The organism is Pseudomonas fluorescens (assembly GCF_001623525.1).
GTDB lineage: Bacteria > Pseudomonadota > Gammaproteobacteria > Pseudomonadales > Pseudomonadaceae > Aquipseudomonas > Aquipseudomonas fluorescens_Q.
Genome location: NZ_CP015225.1, coordinates 4,595,299 through 4,616,673 on the forward strand (window position 1 = coordinate 4,595,299; position 21,375 = coordinate 4,616,673).

The following is a 21,375-nucleotide window of genomic DNA, read 5'->3' on the forward strand; positions in this document are numbered from 1 at the left end:
GCAAGCTCCCTCGCCACAAGAGCGGGTCAGCCACACTTACAGCGTCGAGCCCAATCGACTGAGCAGCACCTTGAGTGCGGCACGCTCACCTTCCGATCCCCCTGCGATGACCTGCGCCACTTGCTGCTCGATCAGTTCAGGCACTGAAGGCTGGGGCGGCAAATTCAGGTGCTCGGGTAAAATCTCGTCACCGGTGCTGACCAGCAACGCGAAGTGAATGACATTTTCCAGCTCGCGGGTGTTGCCCGGCCAACTGTGCCGCTCGAGGGCGTACTGCGCCGCTTCACTGATCAGTGGCACGCTGAGACCGAGTCGCTGGCTGTAGATGCCCAGGAAATATTCGGCCAGGGACAGGATATCGCCCACCCGCTCACGCAGGGCCGGCAGTTCCAGTTGGCCTTCGCCAAGGTAATGGTAGAGCCGCTCGTGGAATTTCCCGGCCGCCACCGCTTGCGCCAGGTCGATGCTGGTCGCTGCCACCAGGCGGACATCTACCGGGCTGGGCTGATGCGCCCCCACACGGGTGACTTCATGGTTTTCCAGGGCCGCCAGCAATTTGATCTGGATCGGCAGCGGCAAATCACCGATTTCATCCAGGTAAAGGGTGCCGCCGTTGGCCGAACCAAACCAACCGGCCCGGCTGCTGGCCGAACCGCTGTAGCTGCCGGCGGCATAGCCGAACAGTTCGGCGTCGGCGTAGGTCGGGCTGATGGCGCCACAGTTGACCGACACAAACAACCCACCGCGATCACTTTCGCGATGGATATGTCGAGCCAGCAGTTCCTTGCCGCTACCGGTTTCACCCCGTATCAGCACCGAGACCGCACGTGGCGCCAGTTGCTCCAACGCCTGGCGCAACTGCCGCGAACGTGGATCGACGAACACCAGCGCCTTGGCGCGAATGCTCAGGGGGCTTTTTTCCGCATCGGGAAAGGTCAGCAAGGGCTGACCGAAGGTTTCATGCAAACTCATGGCAGGCTCCCGCCCCAGACCGCCGGGAGACGGGGGGCGCTAAAATTCAGGCGCGACGCAGGGCGTGATGCTCCATGCGGTTTTGCAGGCGATAGAGGTAAGCGAAACCCTGCTCCCAACGCTGGTGACCGGACTTCACGTTGATATGCCCCGCCCCGGACAGAATCCCGGCCTCGGCGCCCCAGTTGCGGGCCAGTTCCAGGGCGCGCGGAGCGCTCACGGCGGCGTCGTTGTCGGAGCTGACCACTTGGCTTGGGAACGGCAACAGATCAGTGGGAATCGGCGCAAAATTACGCAATGCCGGAGCGCAGGCTGGCCGCTCCACATCCGCTGGCGCCACCAGCAACGCCCCGCGCACTTGGCGCAGAAACTGCACCGGCGCGGTGGCGGCCCAATGGGCCACCGTGATGCAACCCAAGCTATGGGCAATCAGGATCACTGGCGTGCTGTCGGCGGCCACGGCCTCGGCCAACGCCGCGACCCAGTCTTCACGCCGGGGCGTCAACCAGTCGGCCTGCTCGACCCGCGCGCTGTTGGGCAGGCTGTTCTGCCAGTGGGTTTGCCAATGATTTTCCGGCGATCCTTGCCAGCCCGGCACAATCAGGTAGCGAATCGATTCGTTGCGCATGGGTGCTCTCCTGCGTGTCTGTTCCCGGACGAGTATAGGGAGGAGAGCTATATTATTTAAGGAATAAGAAGCTATTTATTAAGACAAAAAAGAAATATCAACTCAAGTCTGTGAGAGCGAGCTTGCTCACGGTAGCGTCAGGTCCGTTACATCAATGTTGACTGACAGTCCGCCATCGCGAGCAAGCTCGCACAGGAATTGCGTCGGTCTCACTCGCTACGGCCCTTGCGCAACAACACATCCAACTGGTCTATCACCTCCGCCCAGTCCGCATCTTCGAGGATCTCGTCGCGCAGCATTTGCCGCTGGCCCTCGCTCCAGAAAAACGCATCGGCCAGGTGCAGCCCAGGCTTGAGGGGTGAATGGCTGGTGATAAATTTATCAATGCCCTCAGCGTCATCGGGCAAGCCCAGTTGCTTGAATAATGAGGAAAGAGGGTGAATTGGGGTTTCCATACGGGCCTCCTGAACATAATGGAGATGGCGGGGTGTTTATCCGCAGTCTAGCCCCTCGACGACCGCCAGACTGATCAAAATTCAATCAACCCTCGACTCGACTAGACTTTGAATAACATCCCGACGAATACACGTTGCGGAGGGTCCTGTGAACATTCACTGGTTGACGGTTGCGCTGCTGGCGATCAGCGGACCTGTGCTCGGCGCCGATGGCCTCGTGCTGCCAGGCACCGATTCCCTGGGTTTCTGGCTGGTTGCCGTTGGCGTGGCCTTGCTGGTCTTCGAGGCGGCCCTGCCCAATTACGGTGTCGCGGGGCTGGGTGGCATTGTCCTGTGTGTGATTGGCGCGGTCATCCTGACCAACGCCGATATACCGGCTCCCCTGATGCTCGGCCTGGGCCTGGCCAGCGCCTTGCTGCTGATCGTCCTGTTGGTCCGTGCGTTGAAAACACGACCGCGCCAGCCGGTCAGCGGCGATGCGGCGCTATTGGGCAGCGTCACGATGGTGACCGCGTTGCAGGCCGGCAATCATCATCATGGCTGGGTCCAGTTGGAAGGCGAACGCTGGCAGGTGGCAAGCGCAACGCCGCTGCGGCCTGGGCAAGCGGTGCGAGTCATCACCCGCAAGGGTTTGCTGTTGGAAGTGGCCCCCGCTGATTCACAAGGAGTCTGAGATGGGCATGCAAATCGGTTTTGTGCTGCTGTTGTTACTGTTGATTGCACTGGCGGGTGCGACGTTCCGGATCCTGCGCGAATACGAACGAGCGGTGGTGTTCCAGCTCGGTCGGTTCTGGCAGGTCAAGGGGCCAGGATTGATCCTGCTGATTCCGGTGGTGCAGCAGATGATCCGCGTCGACCTGCGCACCATTGTCCTCGACGTGCCGCCCCAGGACGTGATCACCCGCGACAACGTTTCGGTGAAGGTCAACGCGGTGCTGTATTTCCGCGTGCTCGATCCGCAGAAAGCCATCATCCAGGTCGAAAACTTCCTCATGGCCACCAGCCAACTGGCCCAGACCACCTTGCGCGCGGTCCTCGGCAAGCATGACCTGGACCAACTGCTGGCCGAGCGCGAGCAATTGAACGGCGACATCCAGCAAGTGCTCGACGCCCAGACCGATGCCTGGGGCATCAAGGTGGCAAATGTCGAGATCAAGCACGTGGACCTCAACGAATCGATGATCCGCGCCATCGCCCGCCAAGCCGAAGCCGAGCGCGAACGCCGGGCCAAGGTGATCCACGCCGAAGGCGAGCTGCAGGCCTCGGAAAAACTCATGCAGGCCGCCGAAATGCTCGGCCGCCAGCCAGGGGCCATGCAGTTGCGCTACATGCAGACGCTGGGCTCGATTGCCGGGGATAAAAGCTCCACCATCGTCTTCCCCTTGCCGATCGAGTTGCTCAAGGGAATGGCGGAGTTGTCACCCAACAAGCCGTGATGGATTAGGCAAGGCACAAGCAAGCCCCTGTGGCGAGGGAGCTTGCTCCCGCTCGGTTGCGCAGCAACCGCAAGATCTTGGGGCCGCTACGCAGCCCAGCGGGAGCAAGCTCCCTCGCCACAGGACACTCCTGAATTCAAGACCTTCTCAAACACTCGAGCGCCTCGTAAGGCCCCTGCGCCCAGCGCATGACCCGCTCCCGCAACAACACCGAAGCCTCGCGGCGCTTGTCCTCGCTATCGCCAACAAACGCCTGCGCCGGCTGCTTGGCATGCTGCCCCACTGCGGCGAACACTTGCCTGCCTTGCTCCTCATCAAGCCGGAAAAACGCCGCCAGTTTGCCCGTCATCACCTCGGGCAGTTCCGTGTAGTTGACCGCCATTGCACCCAATACCTGACAGTGGTCCAAACCCGTCGCCAACAACTGCCCCACCCGGCGCGAGATGAAATCTTCCGGGCTACTGAACGGCAACCCATCGTCCAGCACACTCGTCCCGATCATCCCCGGCACCATGTGCAGGCCAGGACGACGCAGATGGGAGACGGCGATTTCCAAAGGGTCGCGGTACAGGAACAGCCAGGGGGTGTCGGGAAAACATTCTCGCAACAGCGCCAACTCACCGATGTTCCAGGCGTCGAGCTTGACCACCAGCCGTTGCTCCACGCCTCGTCGGCGCTGCCCATAGGCCGACATCAAGCCCTTGAGCGCCACGCACCGCTCGGGCGATGGCAAATCACTGCGCAGCAATGTATCCAGGGGCGGTGGTTCCGAAATGACGATGTGATCGTCCAATTGGGCAAGCATCTGGCTGATCAATGTCGAGCCGCAACGGGAGGCATGGAAAATGAATGCGCTGGGCTCCAGTCCCGGGGTTTGTCGTTGCCACTGACCGAGGGCGTCCAAGGGAGTCCGGCGACGGAACACCTGGTTGAAAGGCAGGCGCAGGGCGTCTTCCACCGCATCGCCAAAGAACGGCTGTGACAGTCGCGCGTCGCCGAACCAGCACCAATCGACCCACCACTGCCCAGCCTCTTGCCACACGCGGATCGGCAGCCAGCCGTCCAGGTTCAGGCTTTCCACTGGTCTCTCCACTGCCGGCGACCGTTGCGCATGGCCGCCCGGAGTTCTTGCGCAGTGAAGTGCAGGCCTTGTCCGGCACCCAGCGCAATTGCGCACTCAATGAAAGCGTCTACGTCATGCACGCTCTGCAAGGTTCGGGCGAATTGGATATCAGTTTCTACGTGCTGCTGAAAACGGGCGAAGTCGCTACGCCCGCCGCCAGCTGCCGGTGTAGTGGGCACCCCAGCGGCAATTTGCCGCTCCAACCAGGGCCCCGGGCGGCAATCGAGCACCAGATGAACTCTGGGCTCGGCACTGCGGTTATCGACGCGATGAGGTCGCGACAAGTCGAGAAACCAGCACTCGCCCGCAGCCATAGGCACACGCTGGTCATCCAGCCAGAAGTCCACTTGCGGCGGGCTGAGCAGCGGAATGTGCAAGCGCAGATCGGCGTCCGGCCCGCCCAGGTCATAGTCACGATGCTCGTGGATGCACCCTCCCGGCCCGAGCCGCAATAGCCGGGCCGAGACGATCTCCAGGGAGCAATCACGCAACGCTTCGCGCCAACGACGATCCTCTGACCAAGGCGCGCGCGTCACAGGCAGACCGCGCCCGGGAGACAACTCGGTCAAGGCATCGACCGCCGAAATCAGCGCCACCCCGCTCCAGTCGCCGCTGTAATAGGCACTGTTGAAATGCCCCTGCCAGCGCTCGTCTTCAATGGCGGCCAGTGCCTGCAACAGTAACGGCAGGTTCACCACCACCGGCAGCCGGGAAAACGCCGGGCGCGTCATGCCAGCGCCCGGTTACTGAGTCACCGCAGCCGTCGTCGACACCGTGATGTCGCCCTGGGCCCAGGCCGCTTCACGATTAGCCAGTGCCGTGGCGATCGACTGGACTGCGGTCGATTGCACTTCGTTTGGCAGTGGGTCGAGACCGGCACTGGCAAAGATCTGCCCGTAGGCGTTGCGCAGGTCGGCGTAGGCCAGGTCCCGGCGCAGATCGGCCTGCAAGGTATTCAGTTCACCCTGGATCAGATCCAGCTCGCCAATGCCCGCGGCCTGGTGACGGCTGCGCAACTGGCCAACGATCTGCCCGTCGATATCCGACAACTGCTGGCTGGTCTTGAACTGGCGCAGCGCTTCGCGATAGTTGGCGTTGGCGACGTACAACTGCGCCAGCACGGCAATCGACATCGCCTGGCGCCGCGCCGAGGCCACTTCTTCACCGGCCTTGGCCACGTCGATGGCCGCCGGGGCGGAGATCACGTTGAACAGGTTCCAGGTGACTTTCACACCGTAGTCAGCCCAGCCCTGTTCCACCAGGAACGAGTTGCTGTCGTAATGCCCGCCGGCGGAAAACTCCAGCCCCGGCAGCAGGCGCAGCATGGCCTTGCGGGTTTCGGCGGCGGTGATGCGGGTCTGGTAATCCTGCTCGCGCAGTTCCGGGCGGCTGGCCAGGGCTTCCTGTTCGAGACGGGCCAGGTCGACCTTGAGTTCCGGGATGGCGTATTCATCCTGGGTGGCCAGGGTCAGCTCGGTACCCAAGGGCAAGTTGATCAGGGTCGCCAGTTCGGTCTTGGCCAGGGACAGCGCCCGACGCTGCTCTTCCAGTTGACGGGTCGCCTGGATCAGCGAGCGCTGGTAACCCAGGGCCTGCACCGGGTCACCAATGCGCTGTTCGCTCATGCTCTGGCTGTTGTCGCGCGCAGCCTCGACCCGGGCCATCAGGCTGTCGATCTGCTTGAGCAAACGCTCGGCGGCCATGGCGCGCCAGTAGGCCGAACGCACGTCCTGGACGATGGTGTTGATCACCTTGCGCCGGCGCTCTTGCACGATCAGGCGCTGGTCCCCGGCCTGCTTGGCGCTGATGTAGCTGACGCCGAAATCGAGCACGTTCCAGACCATGGTCAGGTCCGCCACCTCGCGGTCGCGGTCCTGGGAGGTCGACGGCTCCAGGGACTGGGTGCCGGTTTCCACGCTCTGGCTGCTGGAGGCGTTGACGTTGTTGCGACCCACATAGCCGGCGTCCAGGGCCATGCGCGGCAGCATGTCGAAACTGGCCAGGTCCAACTGACGCTTGGCCAGGGCTTCCTCCATGATCTTCAAGCGGCCTTCGAGGTTGTACTTCACTGCCCGGGCCATGGCCTGGTGCAGGGTCAGCGGGCCACTGAGCGGCTCCTGATCCTTGTACATATTCTGCAGGTCGGTTCGAGCGCGCTGCTCGCTGACGCTACGCTCGATCGGATCGCTGGTGACCGCACATCCACTCACCACCAGCGCCAGCAAACTCATACCGAATAACTTCTGACTTCTATTCATTCCCTGGATTGCCCCTGGCTGCCCCAATATTTTTTAGAATTCAGGCCTGCGCCTCGCTGATGCCGACCTGTCGTAACGCCGTTGCCAAGCTGTCGACCTGACGCTGTTCAGTATCCTTGAGCTGTTGCAGCTGCTGGCCCAAGGTCGGTGCGCCGAACATCCCGCGCAGCCCTTGGGATACATCGCCGCCCTGCATCGACTGACTGCCGAAGGCACCCATCGATTCGCTCTCGGAAGCGGAGTCCTGGGTGAACAGGGTCGAAAGCGTGCTGCTGCCGAACACCCCACCATCGCCCCCACCAAAGCCCAGGAAGCCCTGGCCCGAACCATCGCCAGCGGCATCGCTGCTGAACACCTGAGCGATATAGCTAGGCGCCAATTGGCCCCGGTTGATGAAAATATCTCCAATCGGCTTGAGGCCCCCGCCCACGTCCCGTTGCTCGAACAGCGGCGGGAACCCCAGCGGCGAACCGAGATTGCCGGTCGGCGGGGTAAAGACGATCGGTTGCAGCGGCACCTCGGACGGCGGGATAACCGTGACCGGGTCGGAGGTCAGGAACTCCGGCGGCGGCTTCACATCGTTGGGCACCACGGTGTCGATCGCATAGTTGTTGGACACCGCCACGCTGCCCCCGGCGTTGCCCGACAGGTCGCTGACGTTGCTGGTGTCCAGGGCGATGAAGTTGCTCGGGTCGGTGAGGTTCACCGTCGGTGTGAACGTCGCGGTCCAGGTCCTGCCGCCGTCGCTGCTGGTCAGGTTGGTCAGCTCGCCGTTGGTGACGCTGAGGTCCGACAGATCGAAATTGCTCACCGCCTCGCTGAAGGTGATGGTGACCTGGGTCGTCTCGCCCACGGTCAGGTTCGGATCGGCCACCACGATGGTCGCTGTCGGCCGGGTGGCATCGAGCGCGTAGTTGGCGGAGATCGCGATGCCCACGCCGGCGTTGCCGGCCAGGTCCTGCACATTGCTGGCGTCGAGCAGGATCAGGTTGGTGGGATCGTTGACGCCTGCAGTAGGCGTCAGGGTCGCCGTCCAGGTCAGGCCACCGTCACTGCTGGCGAGGTTGGACAGCACGCCATTGGCCACACTCAGGTCGGACAGGTCGAAACCGGACACCGCCTCGGTGAAGGAGATAGTCACGGTGGTGCTCTGGCCGATGCCCAGGGTGGTGTCGCCCACGGTGATGGTGGCGCCTGGGCGAACCGTGTCGATTGCGTAGTTGTTGGAGTCCACCACACCGACACCGCTGTTGCCCGAGGCGTTGACCACGCCGCTGGTGTCCAGGCTGATCAGGTTGCTGGTATCGGTGATGCTGGCGCTCGGCGTGAACGTGGCCGTCCAGGTGACACCGCCGTCGGTGGACGACACATTGCTGAGCGTGCCGTTGCTGATGGTCAGGTCACTGTTGTCGAAACCGCTCACAGCCTCCGAGAACGTAATGGTGACCTGCGAGGTTTCTCCTACGCGCAGCGCACTGTCGGCCACCACGATCGTGGCGGTCGGTACCTGCGTCTCGACCGCATAGTTGGCTGAGTCGGTGGTACCTGCCCCGCTGTTGCCAGCCGCGTCGCTCACGCCGGTATTGTCCAGGCTGATCAGGTTGCTGGCGTCGGTCACGCCCAGGGTTGGCGTGAACGTCGCGGTCCAGGTCAGGCCGCCATCGCTGCTGCTGACAGCGCTCAGGGTGCCGTTGTCGACGCTCAGGTCTGCGTTGCTGAAGCCGGTAACGGCCTCGCTGAAGGTGATGGTCACTTGGGCGGTTTCACCCGGTTTCAACACCGAATCGCTCAGCACGATGGTGGCGGTCGGACGCTGGCTGTCGACGCTGTAGTTGTTCGAATCGGTGGTGCCGCTGCCCGCGTTGCCCGCCAGGTCGGCGACGCCGCTGTTGGCAAGGGTGATGACGTTGCTGGTGTCCGTGATGCCAGCGACAGGCGTGAAGGTCGCGGTCCAGGTAATGCCACCGTCATTGCTGCTCAGCCCGCTGAGGGTCCCGTTGGCAACGCTCAGGTCGGCAGTGGTGAAGCCGGTCACGGCCTCGCTGAAGGTGATGGTCACCAGCGAGGTCTCGCCCGCGGCGATGGCGGTGTCGGCGACGACAATGGTCGCGGTCGGGCGCACGGTGTCGATGGCGTAGTTATTGGAATCGGTGGTGCCGACGCCAGCGTTGCCCGAGACGTTGACGACACCGGTATTGTCCAGGGTGATCAGGTTGCTGGTATCGGCAATGCTCGCACTCGGTGTGAACGTAGCCGTCCAGGTAACGCCGCCGTCGGAAGACGACACGTTGCTCAGCGTGCCATTGCTGATGGTCAGGTCGCTGTTGTCGAAACCGCTCACCGCTTCGTTGAAGGTGATGGTCACCTGGCTGGTTTCACCGATGCTCAGGGACGTATCGGCCACCACGATGGTCGCGGTCGGCACCTGGGTATCGACGGTGTAGTTGGCGGAGTTGCTGGTGCCGGTACCGGCGTTGCCGGCCGCGTCGCTCACGCCGCTGTTGTCCAGGACGATCAGGTTGGTGGCGTCCCGCGTACCGGTGGCCGGGGTGAAGGTCGCCGTCCAGGTAATGCCGCCATCGCTGCTGCTCACGGCGCTCAGCGTGCCATTGGCCACGCTCAGGTCCGAATTGTCGAAACCGCTGACTGCCTCGCTGAAGGTGATGGTCACCAGTGAGGTTTCGCCGACGCTGAGGTTGCTATCGGCCATCACGATGGTCGCGGTCGGGCGCAGGGTATCGACAGCGTAGTTGTTCGAATCCGCAGTGCCGGTGTTGATGTTGCCCGCCACATCGGCGATCGAGCCACTGTTGAGGCTGATCAGGTTGGTACTGTCGCTGATTCCCGCACTCGGGGTGAAGGTCGCGGTGAAGGTAATGTTGTCGCTGGTACTCAGCCCGCTCAGGGAACCATTGGCCACGGTCAGGTCCGCCAGGGTGAAGCTCGTCACGGCCTCGCTGAAGGTAATGGTCACCAGCGAGGTTTCGCCAATGGCAACGGTTGGGTCGGCCATGACGATGGTCGCGGTGGGGCGCACGGTGTCGACCACGTAGTTATTGGAATCGGTGGTGCCGACGCCCGCGTTGCCCGCGCCGTTGATCAAGCCGGTATTGTCCAGCGTGATCACGTTGCTGGTATCGGAAATGCTCGCGCTCGGCGTGAACGTGGCCGTCCAGGTGACGCCGCCGTCGGTGGACGACACATTGCTGAGCGTGCCGTTGCTGACTGTCAGGTCCGCGTTATCGAAACCGCTCACCGCCGAATTGAAGGTGATGGTCACCTGGGTCGTTTCACCGATTCCCAGCGTACTGTCGGCGACCACGATGGTCGCGGTCGGCACATTGGTGTCGACCTGGTAGTTGTTGGAGTTGGTCGTGCCGGTGCCGGTATTGCCCGCGGCATCGCTGATGCCGGTGTTGTTCAGGGTGATGACGTTGGAAGTGTCGCTGACACCGAGCGCAGGCGTGAACGTCGCCGTCCAAGTGATGCCACCGTCGCTGCTGCTGACCGCACTCAGCGTGCCATTGGCCACGCTCAGGTCCGAGTTGTCGAAACCGCTGACCGCTTCGGAGAACGTAATGGTCACCAGTGAGGTTTCGCCGACGCTCAGCGCGGTATCGGCCACCACGATGGTCGCGGTGGGACGCAGCGTGTCGACGGCGTAGTTGTTGGAGTCGGTGGTGCCGCTGCCGGCGTTGCCCGCCCCATCTACGACGCCCGTGTTATTCAGCGTAATCAGGTTGGTGGCATCGCTGGTGCCGACGCTCGGGGTGAAGGTGGCGGTGTAGGTGATGTTGTCGCTGGTGCTCAGCCCGCTCAGGCTACCATTGGCGACCGTCAGGTCAGCCAGGGTGAAGCCGGTCACCGCCTCGCTGAAAGTGATGGTCACCACCGAGGTTTCGCCCAGGGCGACGGCCGTATCGGCGACGACGATGGTGGCGGTGGGGCGCGCCGTGTCGATGGCGTAGTTGTTGGAGTCGGTGGTACCGCTGCCGGCGTTGCCGGCGGCGTCCGCCACGCCGGTGTTATCCAGGGTGATCAGGTTGGTGGCGTCGCTGGTGCTGACGCTCGGGGTCAGTGTCGCGGTCCAGGTGATACCGCCGTCGCTGGTGCTCAGCCCGGTCAGGGTGCCGTTGGCGACCGTCAGGTCGGCAGTGGTGAAGCCGGTCACTGCCTCGTTGAAGGTGATGGTCACCAGGGACGTTTCGCCGACCCTCAAGGCGTTATCGGCGACGACGATAGTCGCGGTCGGGCGCGCGGTGTCGACAGCATAGTTGTTGGAGCTGGTGGTGCCAGTACCGGCGTTACCGGCCAGGTCCAGCACGCCGGTATTGGCCAGGACAATCAGGTTGGTGGCATCCGTGGTGCTGGCGCTTGGGGTGAGCGTCGCGGTCCAGGTGATGCCACCGTCGCTGCTGCTTAGTCCGCTAAGAGAGCCGTTGGCAACGGTCAAGTCGGCCAGGGTGAACCCCGTCACCGCCTCGCTGAAGGTAATCGTCACCAGGGAGGTTTCACCGATGTTCAGCGCGTTGTCGGCCACCACGATCGTGGCGGTCGGGCGCAGGGTGTCGATCGCGTAGTTGTTCGAGTCGGTGGTGCCGGTACCGACGTTGCCGGACAGGTCGGCAACGCCGCTGTTGCTCAACGTGATCAGGTTGCTGGTATCGCTCACGCTGGCGGTCGGGGTCAGCGTTGCGGTCCAGGTGATACCTCCGTCGCTGGTGCTCAGCCCGGTGACCGTGCCGTTGGCCACCGTCAGGTCAGCGGTGGTGAAACCACTGACCGCCTCGTTGAACGTGATCGTCACCAAGGATGTTTCACCGGCGCTCAGCGCCGTGTCAGTCACCACGATCGTGGCGGTCGGCAGCACGGTGTCGATCGCGTAGTTGTTGGAGTTGGTGGTGCCAACGCCGTCGTTGCCACTCAGGTCCGCGACACCGGTATTGTTCAGCACCACCAGATTGGTGGTGTCGGTGACAGCGGCGTCGGGTGTCAGGGTTGCTGTCCAGGTGATACCGCCGTCACTGCTGCTCAGGCCGCTGAGGGTGCCATTGGCCACCGTCAGGTCGGCCGTGGTCAATCCGCTGACCGCCTCGGAGAAGGTGATGGTCACCAGCGAGGTTTCACCGTTCCTGAGGGCCGTGTCAGATACCACGATGGACGCCGTCGGCGCCACGGTGTCATTGACCACGTAATTGTTCGAATCGGTGGTGCCCACCCCGGCGTTACCGGCGAGGTCCGCCACACCAGTGTTGTTCAAGGTGATGATGTTGGTGGTATCGGCGATGTTGCTTGCCGCCGTCAGCGTGCCGGTCCAGGTGACGCCGCCGTCGCCGCTGGTCAGCGTGCCGACGGTGCCGTTCTGTACGGTCAGGTCCGCCGCGGTCAACCCCGTCACCGCCTCGGAGAAGGTGATGGTCACCTGCGACGTGCCGCCGGAGTTCAGGTTGGTGTTGGCTACGACGACGGTCGCGGTGGGCGGCGTTTCGTCCGGCACGTAGTTGGTGTTGATGGTGCCGCCATCGCCATAGACGTTGGCCACCGACGCCGGCGTAACACCTGCGGTGCCGGCACTCGTCCCACCGACGCCACTGCCGCCAACGTTGCCGGCCAGGGCCGCGAAGTTGGCCGCGGTAATCAGGATCGACCCCTTGTTCCAGATAGCACCGACACCCACGCCACCGGCGCCGCCCGCCTGGGTGTAGCCACCACCGGCACCGCCGCCACCGCCACCACCGCCCGCGCCGATGTTGTTGGAGATGACCGAGTTGCCGATGATCCGCAGGGTTGCGCCCGTGTCGTTGTAGATACCGCCAACCGCGCCACCGCCGGCACCGCCGATGTCGTTATAGCCATCGCCACCACCGCCGCCGCCGATGGACAACCCGCCGCTGCTGGCCGTGCCACCGGAGGAGCCGGTGCTGTAGCCGGCATAGACAGCGCCGCCGGCACCGCCGGTCGCGGAGCCGCCACGCCCGCCGATGTTGAAGAAACCGCCACCGGCACCGCCCTGGTTGGTAGAGCCCAAGGAACCCGAGGAGTTGAGCGTATCGCCGCCACGCCCGCCGATCCCGCCGCCGAGCGCACCACCGCCACCGCCACCACCACCTGCATATTCCGGCGTCACACCACCGCCGCCGCCACCGCCCGCCGCCACGTTAGCCGTGACCGTGACGTTACGCAGGGTCAAGGTACCCGCGTTGTTGATCCCGCCGCCCTTGGCCACCAGCGCATCGTCACCACCGTTACCGCCGTTGCCCGACACAACGCCGCGGGTAATCACCAAACCATCGAGGGTGGCCGTGGTGCCGGCCGTCACGCTGATCACCTGGGTGCGGAACTGCCCGTCCAGGGTGACATCGGCGACGTTGTCGTTGTTGAGATCGCCGTCGATCGTGATGTTCTGGTTCACCACCAGCACCTGGGTCAAGGCAACGGTCATGCTGCTGTTGAAGGTGACGATGTCGCCGTTCTGCGCAGAACCCAAGGCCGCGCGCAAGGAGCCCACGCCGGAATTGGCATTGTTGGTGGCGGTCCAGGTGGCCAGGCCCCACTGGTATTCACTCATGGCATTGGCCGACAGCACGTTGGCGCTTTCGATGTTGCCGGTGGCGATCTCCAGGTCCCAGTCACCGCCGACGCCAGTGCGATCGTCGGAAGCCGCCACGTCACGCCCGGTCAACTGCGCCAATGAATCCACCAGGCTCAGGCCACGCTCGCCTTCGGCGGTGTAGCAGCCGTAGATCAGGATATCGCCGCCGGCGTTCATGTCCTGGCCGATCTGCGCCAGCACTTCGCTGCGGGCCTGGACGTTGTCCGCCGACAGGTAGCTGTTGCCCAGCCACAAATCACCGGCATTACCGTGGGCGATGATCTGCACCGAGCTGACGCCCTGGTGGGTGTCCAGGTAATCGGCGATCTGTTGCAGGCCGTCCTTGGTGGCATCCAGTTGTACCACCTGGGTCCCGGGCGCCACGCCTTCGAGCAGGTTGGCGGAATCCTTGACCCGGGAATCGACGAACACCACGCTCTTGCCGGGAACGGCAGCCTGGGTGGCATCGACCTGGCCTTGGGGTGCATGACTATCGGCAGGCTGGTCCGCTGTGGGCGTCTTGGCCGCCTCGGCAGTGGGTTGCGCGTCAGCTTGCGCGGCATCGGCCACGGTCGCCGCCACCGCGCCGTCGAACAGCATTCGCGGCTCCAGGGACATGATCATTGGCGATGCCAGGGCCTGTGCGCCCTCGGTTACCCGCGATTTGCCTTTGCTCCACCACATGACGATCACCTGGACTCGAACTTCTTGAACACAAATGAAAAAAACCGCAGTCAGCTGACGGCGGCGTCGGTTTTCATACGAATGACATTGGCGGCGCTTGCGGACCCATCGCGCCAGAACGACAACTCGGCATACTTTTCAAACAGATCCGGCGGCAGCAGGGTGCGTCGAGCTTGCGGCGCGACCTTGGGCTTGACCTTGTGCAGGCCGGCAACGCCCAGGGCCTGGTCGAAGACCGGCGCGTCGTAGGTCAAGTGATTGAAATCGTGCTCGAACCAAGGCTCGCCGATGAACTCGTACACCAGTCGCATGACCCGCTCCGGTGCCTGGCTCAGCAGGTCGTAGTCAACGACCAGCAACGACTCGGCGTTCTCGCCGTAATAGGCCTCTTTGAGCGCCGTCCAGGCAAGCCCCACCAGACGATTGCGCTGGGCCAGGGTTTCGCAGCGGCTGTAGACGGTGTTGCGCTCGTCATCGTCGTTGAACAGCTTGGTGTTCTCGAACGGATTGGCGCGATAAAGGCGCTCCAGGCTGTCGAGGATCCAGGCAACGTTGCGCACGCAAGCGATGGTCTTGGCCTGGGGAAACAGGTCCTGCAGGGCAGGCAAACGGGCACACCATTGGCGATTGGTGTCGAAGATGACCGGTTTATCGGCTTTGTCGGCGTAGTAGGAATCGAAGAGGCCACGCAACAGGCGGCGGCGCAAGTCGGTATCGATCACCGAACCGAACTCGCTGCCGGCGCTGCATTGTTGCAGGACGCTGCTGAACAGCGAACCGACGGGACTGGTCATGCCGGCATGAAAGCGCGGGTTCTGCAGCAAAATGGCAGAAAGCAGGGTCGAGCCTGAGCGCGGCAAACCGGAAATAAAGTGAAACTGCGGCAATCCCTTCACCTGTTTGTAGTCCTTTTGTATCGCGAAGCGTAGCCGAGGAAACAATCTTCGCCTAGTGGTACTTTGACATCAATATCAGCCAATTCTGTAAAAAAGATGGACGGTATAGCGGCGATGTGGACCTGAATCGATTAAGCCGGTCGACAACATTTTTCCTCTATTGCTGCCCTGCAGAATGAGACATCCCCGTCTACGCTCAGCCGTGCGTGACCAGGCCAGGGAATGAAGGCGTCGGGCTGACCGCACTACCCTCCCTTGGATCCTGGCGGCATTGCCATACCAATAATCTGAAGGGATGAGGAATCTATGGAAGTATTTATGGGCACTATCCAGTCATTCGCCTTTAACTTCGCCCCCAATGGGTGGGCGCTGTGCTACGGGCAGACGCTCGGCATCGCCCAATACCAGGCGCTGTTCTCCCTGCTGGGCACGTATTACGGAGGCAATGGCACCACCAACTTCATGCTCCCCAATCTGCAGGGTCGCCTGCCCCTGGGACAGGGTAACGGCCTGAACCTGACTCCGCGTGTCATCGGCGAAGTCTCCGGCACCGAAAACATCACCGCGACGATCAATAACCTGCCTATTCACACCCACACCCTCGCCGGCATCAGCGCCTCGACCACCCTGCAACTGGCCAACCCAGCCAGCAACCCGGTGAATACCCCAACAGCCACCAACTCGTTCATCGGCACCTCAGGCACCGGGCCGGGTTCGGCTGCGATCTATTCCGACCAGATAGGTGCCTCGCCAGTGCCGTTGCAGGGCGTGACCACCACCGTCAGCGGTACGATCTCTCCAGCGGGCAACGGCTTGCCGATGGCAGTCATGAACCCGTTCCTGGCGATCAACTTCAGCGTTGCGTTGAACGGCCTTTTCCCTTCCCGAAACTGATGAACCGCCGGGGGGTCATGGCCCTCCGGCCTTTTGGAGTGTCGATATGCTGCAACAGGTTCATAGCCGCCATTTCCAACCGTTGCTGGGCCAGACCAGCCACCTGACCCTGCCCGACGGCAGCTCTTTGCCGGTGCGGATCGAGAGCCTCGAAGAAACACCACGGTCGAAGATGCCAAACGCCGAGCGCATGCCGTTCTGCGTGGAATTCAATAGCCTGGAAAGCACCGATTTCGTGGATGGGTTGTGCGCACTGCAAGTGCCTGAACTGGGGAGGCTCGAAGGGGTGTTCGTGTCGCGGATACCGCCCATGGGACGGGATCCGGCGCTGGGATACTTCTACATCGCGTTTAACTAAAAACTGATGATCCCTTGTGGGAGCAAACCCGCTCCCACAAGGGACTGGCGGTTCGATCGTTCCCACGCTCCTGCGTGGGAATGCCGCCAGGGACGCTCCGCGTTCCGCTTCTGGAAGGTGACGCAGAGCGTCACGGGATGCATCCCCACGCAGAGCGAGGGGACGATCAGCGTCAAGCCAATCCACGGGTTGTCTGGGCTGACGCTTTCGCGAGCTTGCTCGCGATGGCGGAGGGTCAGCTTGCATCCATGTTGGATTTACCGCCCTCATCGCGAGCAAGCTCGCTCCCACATTGAACAGGTGGCCAGTCAGGCACTGTTCAGTTGCCTTTCGGATACCAGACCAACCGCTCCGCCGCCGGGTTGCTTTCCTGCACTTCGAAACCCAACGCCAGGTAGTGCCGACGCGCGTGGGGGTTGCTGGTCCAGACCACGGTCGCCACCGGGCAGCGGACCTGTTGCGCGGCTTTTTGCACCCCTTGCAGCACCGCCCGGCCATAGCCTTGCCCACGGGCCTGAGGAATAAAGGCCAGGTACAGCACGCGAATTTCATTGGGACCAAAATCAGTGCTCAAGGCGCCGATAGCGGTGCCGAGTTTTTCCACCACGTAATGCATGGCATTGGGGAAGCTCTCTCCCAACCCTTGCTCCTGCACTTGAAACTGCTGGGCAATCACCTGCCGCACCTGCTCATGCTCGCCGTCGATCCATTGCAGATCCGGTCGTGCCGCCTGGTAAAGGCTCTGCAAGAACGGACCATCGCTGACCCGCGATGGCCGCACCACCAATCCCTCCGCCGCCACTGAATCCATACTCGCTCCTTAAAAACCGCTTTCCCTGACACCCAACGCCGCCAACCGACGCCAGGCCGCTCCCAACACCGACTCGCCCTGCCCCTGCAACACCACCACGCCACGCAGCGGTTGCACCGGCGCGGCCGAATCGTCAATGGCACTCAGGCGCACGCCATACTGCGCCTGCACCGGCTCGGCCCGTTGCTGCGAATCGCGGCGCACGGCAATCGGCCCATGGTGGTCGGAGGTCAATGCCTGTTGTTCGACCCAGGCCGCACCGTTGGTGTCGATTTCATTCAACCGCACGGCAATCGATGGGTGCATCGGATCGTCGGCAATGAACCGTCCCGTCGCGCCAGGCCCGACCCGCCAGAGCTCGGCTTCGGTGAGGTAACCGCGCAACCGCGAATCGGGCTGCACCACCCGCGCCAGCACCTGCGTCGGTGACAGCCAGCGCCCTACCGACAGTTGCGGCAACAAGTCGCGCACTTGGCCGGCATGGGGAGCACGCAACAACAGACGTTCGCGCTGGGCCACCAGGCCTCGATACTCGGCCACCGCTTCGGCCAGTTGCTGTTCGATGATGCCGGCATCGGCGGCGGTTTCGCTGCGCCCGGCCTGACGGCGCATCTGCAACTGCTGGATCTGGATTTCCCGGCGCACGATAGCCAGGCGCGAGGCCATGTCCGGCGATTCCAGCTCAATCAACACATCACCCTGGGCCACGGTCTGGCCATCGTGCACATTCACTTGCTTGACCCGTGCCGCCACTGGCGCATGCAGGGCACTGGCGCGACCGGCCTCAAGCATGACCGGCACCTCCACGGCGCTGCGCCAGGGCAGCACCAGCGCCAACAGCAACCCCAGCAATACCAGGCCTGCAAACAGCACTCGCGGGCCATGGGCCTGCTCGCGGCGGCTCCACCATTGCCGCCACTCATTCACGATGGGCATAAAAATGAACCACACCAATTCCACCATCATCAGAAAAATGCCCAGCACCTTGAAAAACAGGTGATAGACCGCCAGGGCAATCCCGAAAAACAACAATGCCCGCCACAGCCAGGAGCCGTATCCCCAGACCAGCAAACGCCGACGCATCTTCGGCGACCAGGGCTCCGGTGCCGCCGCGCCATAACCGAACAAGGCTTCGCGCAGGCGCCAGCGGCACAGGGCGAACGCACGCCCCTGAAGGTTATCCACCGCCCAGAAGTCGCTGAGCAGGAAGTAACCGTCGAAACGCATGAACGGGTTCAGGTTGATGACCAGCGTGGTGATCCAGGTGGCGCTGGCCAGCATGAACGCCGCGGTGCGCGCCGGCCCGTCGGGCAGCAGCGACCAGGTCAGCAGCGCGATGCACGCCAGCAGCAGCTCGGCCAGGACCCCACCGGCGCCAATCAGCAACCGCGCGCGGCGATCATTGATCCGCCAGGCGTCGCTGACGTCGGTATAGAACATCGGCAACAGCACCATGAACGCCACGCCCATGCTTTGCACACGACAGCCAGCGCGCTTGGCCATGAAGGCATGGCCGAACTCATGGCACAGCTTGGCGAAGAGCAACGCCGTCCCGAAGGCCAGCGCACCGCCCAGGCTGAACAGGTGCGGAAACGTCGCGATGAAGCGCTGCCAGTCCCGCGACACCAGGAAGATGCCGAGGCCCAGGGTCAGCGGCAGGCCATAGCGCAGGATCCCGGGGCCGAACCGCGCCAACCAGGGCCAGGCCCGGTTGAGAAAGGCGTCCGGGCGCCACAGCGGGATGCGAAAAAACAGGTATTGATGCAGCAGGATCTGCCACAGGCTCTGGCGCTGCGCGGCGGTCTTGAAGAGGTAACTGTCGCGCTGTTGTGGGTCCATCGCGCTGATCAGGTCATGGCCGCGCAAGAAACCCAGCAGTTGCTCCAGCGACTCGCCATTGAGCGGCAGGCCCGGCTCGCGGTTTGCGGCTTGCAGCACCTGTTCCGGATCGCCCAGGGACCAGTGCCGCAACATGCGCATGGCCGCCGCGCCAAGCTTGAAATAGCGCCCGCGCACCGGATCGGCCAAGGTCCACTGCGGCGAACCGTCCGGATCCGGCGCCGCCGGGGACAATTGCAGGTCCGGCCGCAGGCTCGGCAGGCTCATGCTACAGGCCTACGCTCTGGCGCAGGCCGGCCAATGGCCGACGCAGCAGGTACAACGCCAGCGGCGCGCGGTCGCCAAAGACCTTCGCCGTGCCCCGCAGGCCGATGCGCGGCGCCGTGGCATCGAAACGCGCGTCCAACCGGTACGCCAACTGCCCGGCGGCGGTAGGCTGCGCTTCATAGGCCGAGCGCTCGAGCCAGGCCAGGTGCCGCTGCAACGGGTCGCTGTCGAGAAACAACGCCACTTGCGCACCGGGTTCCAGGGCAATCGCGTCGCCCACGGCCAATTCAATACGCAACTCGGCCTGGTTCGGGTCGGCGATTTCCATCAGTCGCTCGCCGGTCTGCACGGGCTTGCCGAGCCAACGCTCGGAGTCGGCAAATACTGCAATGCCGTCACGCTCGGCGCGGACTTCGCTGCGCTTGAGCAGCTCAAGCGCGTAGTTGCGCTCGGCCCGCTTCTGTTCGACGCGGGCGGCCAGCAAGTCAATCTTCGAACTGGATTCGGCGTCGACAAACGAGCGTTGGGAATTGGCCTTGAGTTCGGCCTCAGCCACGCCCAACGCACGCTCGGCCACATCGGCCTGGGCCTTGAGGCTGGTGCTTTCGAAACGCAGCAACAGGTCGCCGTTCTTGACCGTCTGGTTGGGCTTGACCAGGAACTCGGCGATCACCCCATCCAACGGTGCCGCCACCACCTGCCCGCCCAACGGTACCACTTCGGCCGGGGCCAACACGGACTGGCGCACCGGGATCAGCAAGCCCAGCAGCAACACCGCCACCAGGGCGACCTGGCGCTTGCGCGTCCAACGCAGACGCCACGGCTTGCGCGGTTGCAGCGCCAGCCACGCATGGCTGTAGGTGTCGCCCAGTTGCGATAACAGCACTTGCTCGGCCGGGGTCCACGGCAGGTCACGGGCCAGCCATAAGCCGCCGAACACCTGGCCTTGATGATCGATCAACGGCAGCCAGAACACCTGCCCGGCGGACAGGCTTTGCCAGTCAGCCCGGATGGATTCGCCCACCCCCTCGGCGGCAATCACCCGGGCCTGATTCAGTACCCCCTGTTTGAACAGCTGCGCCACCGCCTGCTCGACGAACGCCACGAATGGCGCGTTCGGCTCCACGGCACTGACGCCGGTCACCGCCTGGACCTTACCGGCGATCAACAACGCGGCGTGACGAAAGCCGAACAGGGCCTGGCCGTCGTTGACCAGGCTGTAGCTCAATTGCGCCGGGGTACGTGCCGCGCGCGTCTGGCGTTCCAGATCGAGGAAGCGCGCGAACACCTGCTCGGCGTTGCCGGTGATCGGCGCGTTCACTTGGGCTCCGCGAAACGCGCGGTACCACTCATGCCGGACAACAGCCCCGTGGCATCCGGCAAGGTCGCCACCAGCAGCAAGGTCTGGCTACCCTCATCGATGCGCGCGCCCAAGCGCTTGACCGTCGCTTGCAATGGCTTGCCGGTTTCATCGGGAATAAACGTGAAAGGCTGGCCGGGCTTGAGCCGGTTCATCCAGCGCGACGGCACCAGCAGATGGATTTCCAGGGTGCGGTTGTCCACCACATCGAGCAACGGCGCCCCAGCGGCCACGCTTTCATAACGCTGGACCTTGCGCGCCACCACCTGACCATCGAAGGGTGCGACCACGCTGCAGCGCTTGACCTGGACCTGGTACACCTGGGACTGCGCCTGGGTCTCATTGAGCCGGGCCTCGGCCCGCGACACCTCAAAACGCCCGACGGATTTCAATTGCGCCAGTTGCCGGTTATGCGCCAATTCCTCACCAGCACCCCGGCTGGCCGCCTGGGCCGCGTTGAGCTGGGCCTGATACGCCGAGCAATCGAAACGCGCCAGGGTGTCCCCCTTCTTGAACGACTCGCCCTCACTGAACGGCAACTCGACGATACGCCCGGCCAACTCGCTGGCCAGCACCGCCTGATCCCGCGCCCGCAGCACCCCTCGCGCCTCATTGCCACTCGGCGCACTGGCCGTGACATTGCTTTCCAGCAAAGGATCGTCGGCAGCAGGCGTTTGTGCCTGAACCGTGCACGCTACAAAGGTCAATCCCACAACCCAACTACTCAAACGTCGCATGACCGTTACTCCCTGACGGATGGGCGGAGTCTACGACAGCGGTAGGTAGCGTCAAGGGAATCGCG

At 63.4% G+C, this 21,375-nt stretch carries 16 protein-coding genes; 4 read left to right on the forward strand and 12 right to left on the reverse strand.

Going from position 1 to position 21,375, the window contains the following annotated elements; translation table 11 throughout:
- Nucleotides 1-36 precede the first annotated feature (36 nt).
- From TK06_RS19780 to TK06_RS19790, 3 genes are all read right to left on the reverse strand, one after another.
- A complete protein-coding gene (locus TK06_RS19780; RefSeq protein WP_063323456.1) occupies nucleotides 37-972 on the reverse strand; it encodes a sigma 54-interacting transcriptional regulator in 936 nt (311 codons plus the stop codon).
- A gap of 46 nt (nucleotides 973-1,018) precedes the next feature.
- Nucleotides 1,019-1,600 (reverse strand): alpha/beta hydrolase, encoded by a 582-nt coding sequence (locus TK06_RS19785; RefSeq protein WP_063323457.1) that lies wholly within the window; start codon nucleotides 1,598-1,600, stop codon nucleotides 1,019-1,021.
- A 209-nt stretch (nucleotides 1,601-1,809) separates the two neighbouring features.
- Nucleotides 1,810-2,055, reverse strand: coding sequence for a DUF2789 domain-containing protein (locus TK06_RS19790; RefSeq protein WP_063323458.1), 246 nt, complete (start codon nucleotides 2,053-2,055; stop codon nucleotides 1,810-1,812).
- 148 nt (nucleotides 2,056-2,203) lie between these two features.
- On the opposite strand from TK06_RS19790, the gene TK06_RS19795 reads away from it, so the two are divergent.
- Entirely contained in the window at nucleotides 2,204-2,728 is a 525-nt protein-coding gene (locus TK06_RS19795) for an NfeD family protein (protein WP_063323459.1), read from the forward strand.
- Nucleotide 2,729: 1 nt separating this feature from the next.
- On the forward strand, nucleotides 2,730-3,491 hold the full coding sequence (locus TK06_RS19800) for a slipin family protein (protein ID WP_063323460.1): 762 nt from the start codon (nucleotides 2,730-2,732) through the stop codon (nucleotides 3,489-3,491).
- A gap of 136 nt (nucleotides 3,492-3,627) precedes the next feature.
- On the opposite strand, the gene TK06_RS19805 is transcribed toward TK06_RS19800, so the two are convergent.
- From TK06_RS19805 to TK06_RS19825, 5 genes are read right to left on the reverse strand one after another with little or no spacing between them, the layout of a single operon-like run.
- Nucleotides 3,628-4,572: a sulfotransferase family protein gene (locus tag TK06_RS19805; RefSeq protein ID WP_063323461.1), complete on the reverse strand. Its 945-nt coding sequence runs from the start codon at nucleotides 4,570-4,572 to the stop codon at nucleotides 3,628-3,630.
- Entirely contained in the window at nucleotides 4,560-5,345 is a 786-nt protein-coding gene (locus tag TK06_RS19810; RefSeq protein WP_063323462.1) for an aspartyl/asparaginyl beta-hydroxylase domain-containing protein, read from the reverse strand. Before TK06_RS19810 ends, TK06_RS19805 begins: the two co-directional genes overlap by 13 nt.
- 12 nt (nucleotides 5,346-5,357) lie before the next feature.
- Nucleotides 5,358-6,872 (reverse strand): TolC family protein, encoded by a 1,515-nt coding sequence (locus TK06_RS19815; RefSeq protein ID WP_063323463.1) that lies wholly within the window; start codon nucleotides 6,870-6,872, stop codon nucleotides 5,358-5,360.
- A gap of 40 nt (nucleotides 6,873-6,912) precedes the next feature.
- Nucleotides 6,913-14,148 (reverse strand): Ig-like domain-containing protein, encoded by a 7,236-nt coding sequence (locus TK06_RS19820; RefSeq protein ID WP_063323464.1) that lies wholly within the window; start codon nucleotides 14,146-14,148, stop codon nucleotides 6,913-6,915.
- 50 nt (nucleotides 14,149-14,198) lie between these two features.
- Nucleotides 14,199-15,044 carry a sulfotransferase family protein gene (locus tag TK06_RS19825; protein ID WP_063323465.1) on the reverse strand — a complete coding sequence of 282 codons (846 nt, stop codon included), beginning with the start codon at nucleotides 15,042-15,044 and terminating at the stop codon, nucleotides 14,199-14,201.
- Between the two features lie 306 nt (nucleotides 15,045-15,350).
- On the opposite strand from TK06_RS19825, the gene TK06_RS19830 reads away from it, so the two are divergent.
- Both TK06_RS19830 and TK06_RS19835 read left to right on the forward strand, forming a co-directional pair.
- Nucleotides 15,351-15,938 carry a phage tail protein gene (locus tag TK06_RS19830; RefSeq protein ID WP_063323466.1) on the forward strand — a complete coding sequence of 196 codons (588 nt, stop codon included), beginning with the start codon at nucleotides 15,351-15,353 and terminating at the stop codon, nucleotides 15,936-15,938.
- A 46-nt stretch (nucleotides 15,939-15,984) separates the two neighbouring features.
- Nucleotides 15,985-16,296 (forward strand): DUF6916 family protein, encoded by a 312-nt coding sequence (locus TK06_RS19835; RefSeq protein WP_063323467.1) that lies wholly within the window; start codon nucleotides 15,985-15,987, stop codon nucleotides 16,294-16,296.
- Between the two features lie 319 nt (nucleotides 16,297-16,615).
- Here TK06_RS19835 and TK06_RS19840 read toward each other — a convergent pair whose 3' ends face one another.
- Genes TK06_RS19840 through TK06_RS19855 form a run of 4 tightly spaced genes read right to left on the reverse strand, consistent with a single transcriptional unit; the run spans nucleotide 16,616 to nucleotide 21,310 of the window.
- Nucleotides 16,616-17,107: a GNAT family N-acetyltransferase gene (locus TK06_RS19840; RefSeq protein WP_063323468.1), complete on the reverse strand. Its 492-nt coding sequence runs from the start codon at nucleotides 17,105-17,107 to the stop codon at nucleotides 16,616-16,618.
- A gap of 9 nt (nucleotides 17,108-17,116) precedes the next feature.
- Entirely contained in the window at nucleotides 17,117-19,213 is a 2,097-nt protein-coding gene (locus tag TK06_RS19845) for a biotin/lipoyl-binding protein (RefSeq protein WP_063323469.1), read from the reverse strand.
- 1 nt (nucleotide 19,214) lies between these two features.
- A complete protein-coding gene (locus TK06_RS19850) occupies nucleotides 19,215-20,534 on the reverse strand; it encodes an efflux RND transporter periplasmic adaptor subunit (RefSeq protein ID WP_063323470.1) in 1,320 nt (439 codons plus the stop codon).
- The gene (locus TK06_RS19855; RefSeq protein WP_063323471.1) at nucleotides 20,531-21,310 is read right to left on the reverse strand and encodes an efflux RND transporter periplasmic adaptor subunit; all 780 of its coding nucleotides are present in this window, start codon (nucleotides 21,308-21,310) and stop codon (nucleotides 20,531-20,533) included. The genes TK06_RS19850 and TK06_RS19855 overlap by 4 nt, the downstream gene beginning before the upstream one ends.
- Nucleotides 21,311-21,375: the final 65 nt, after the last annotated feature.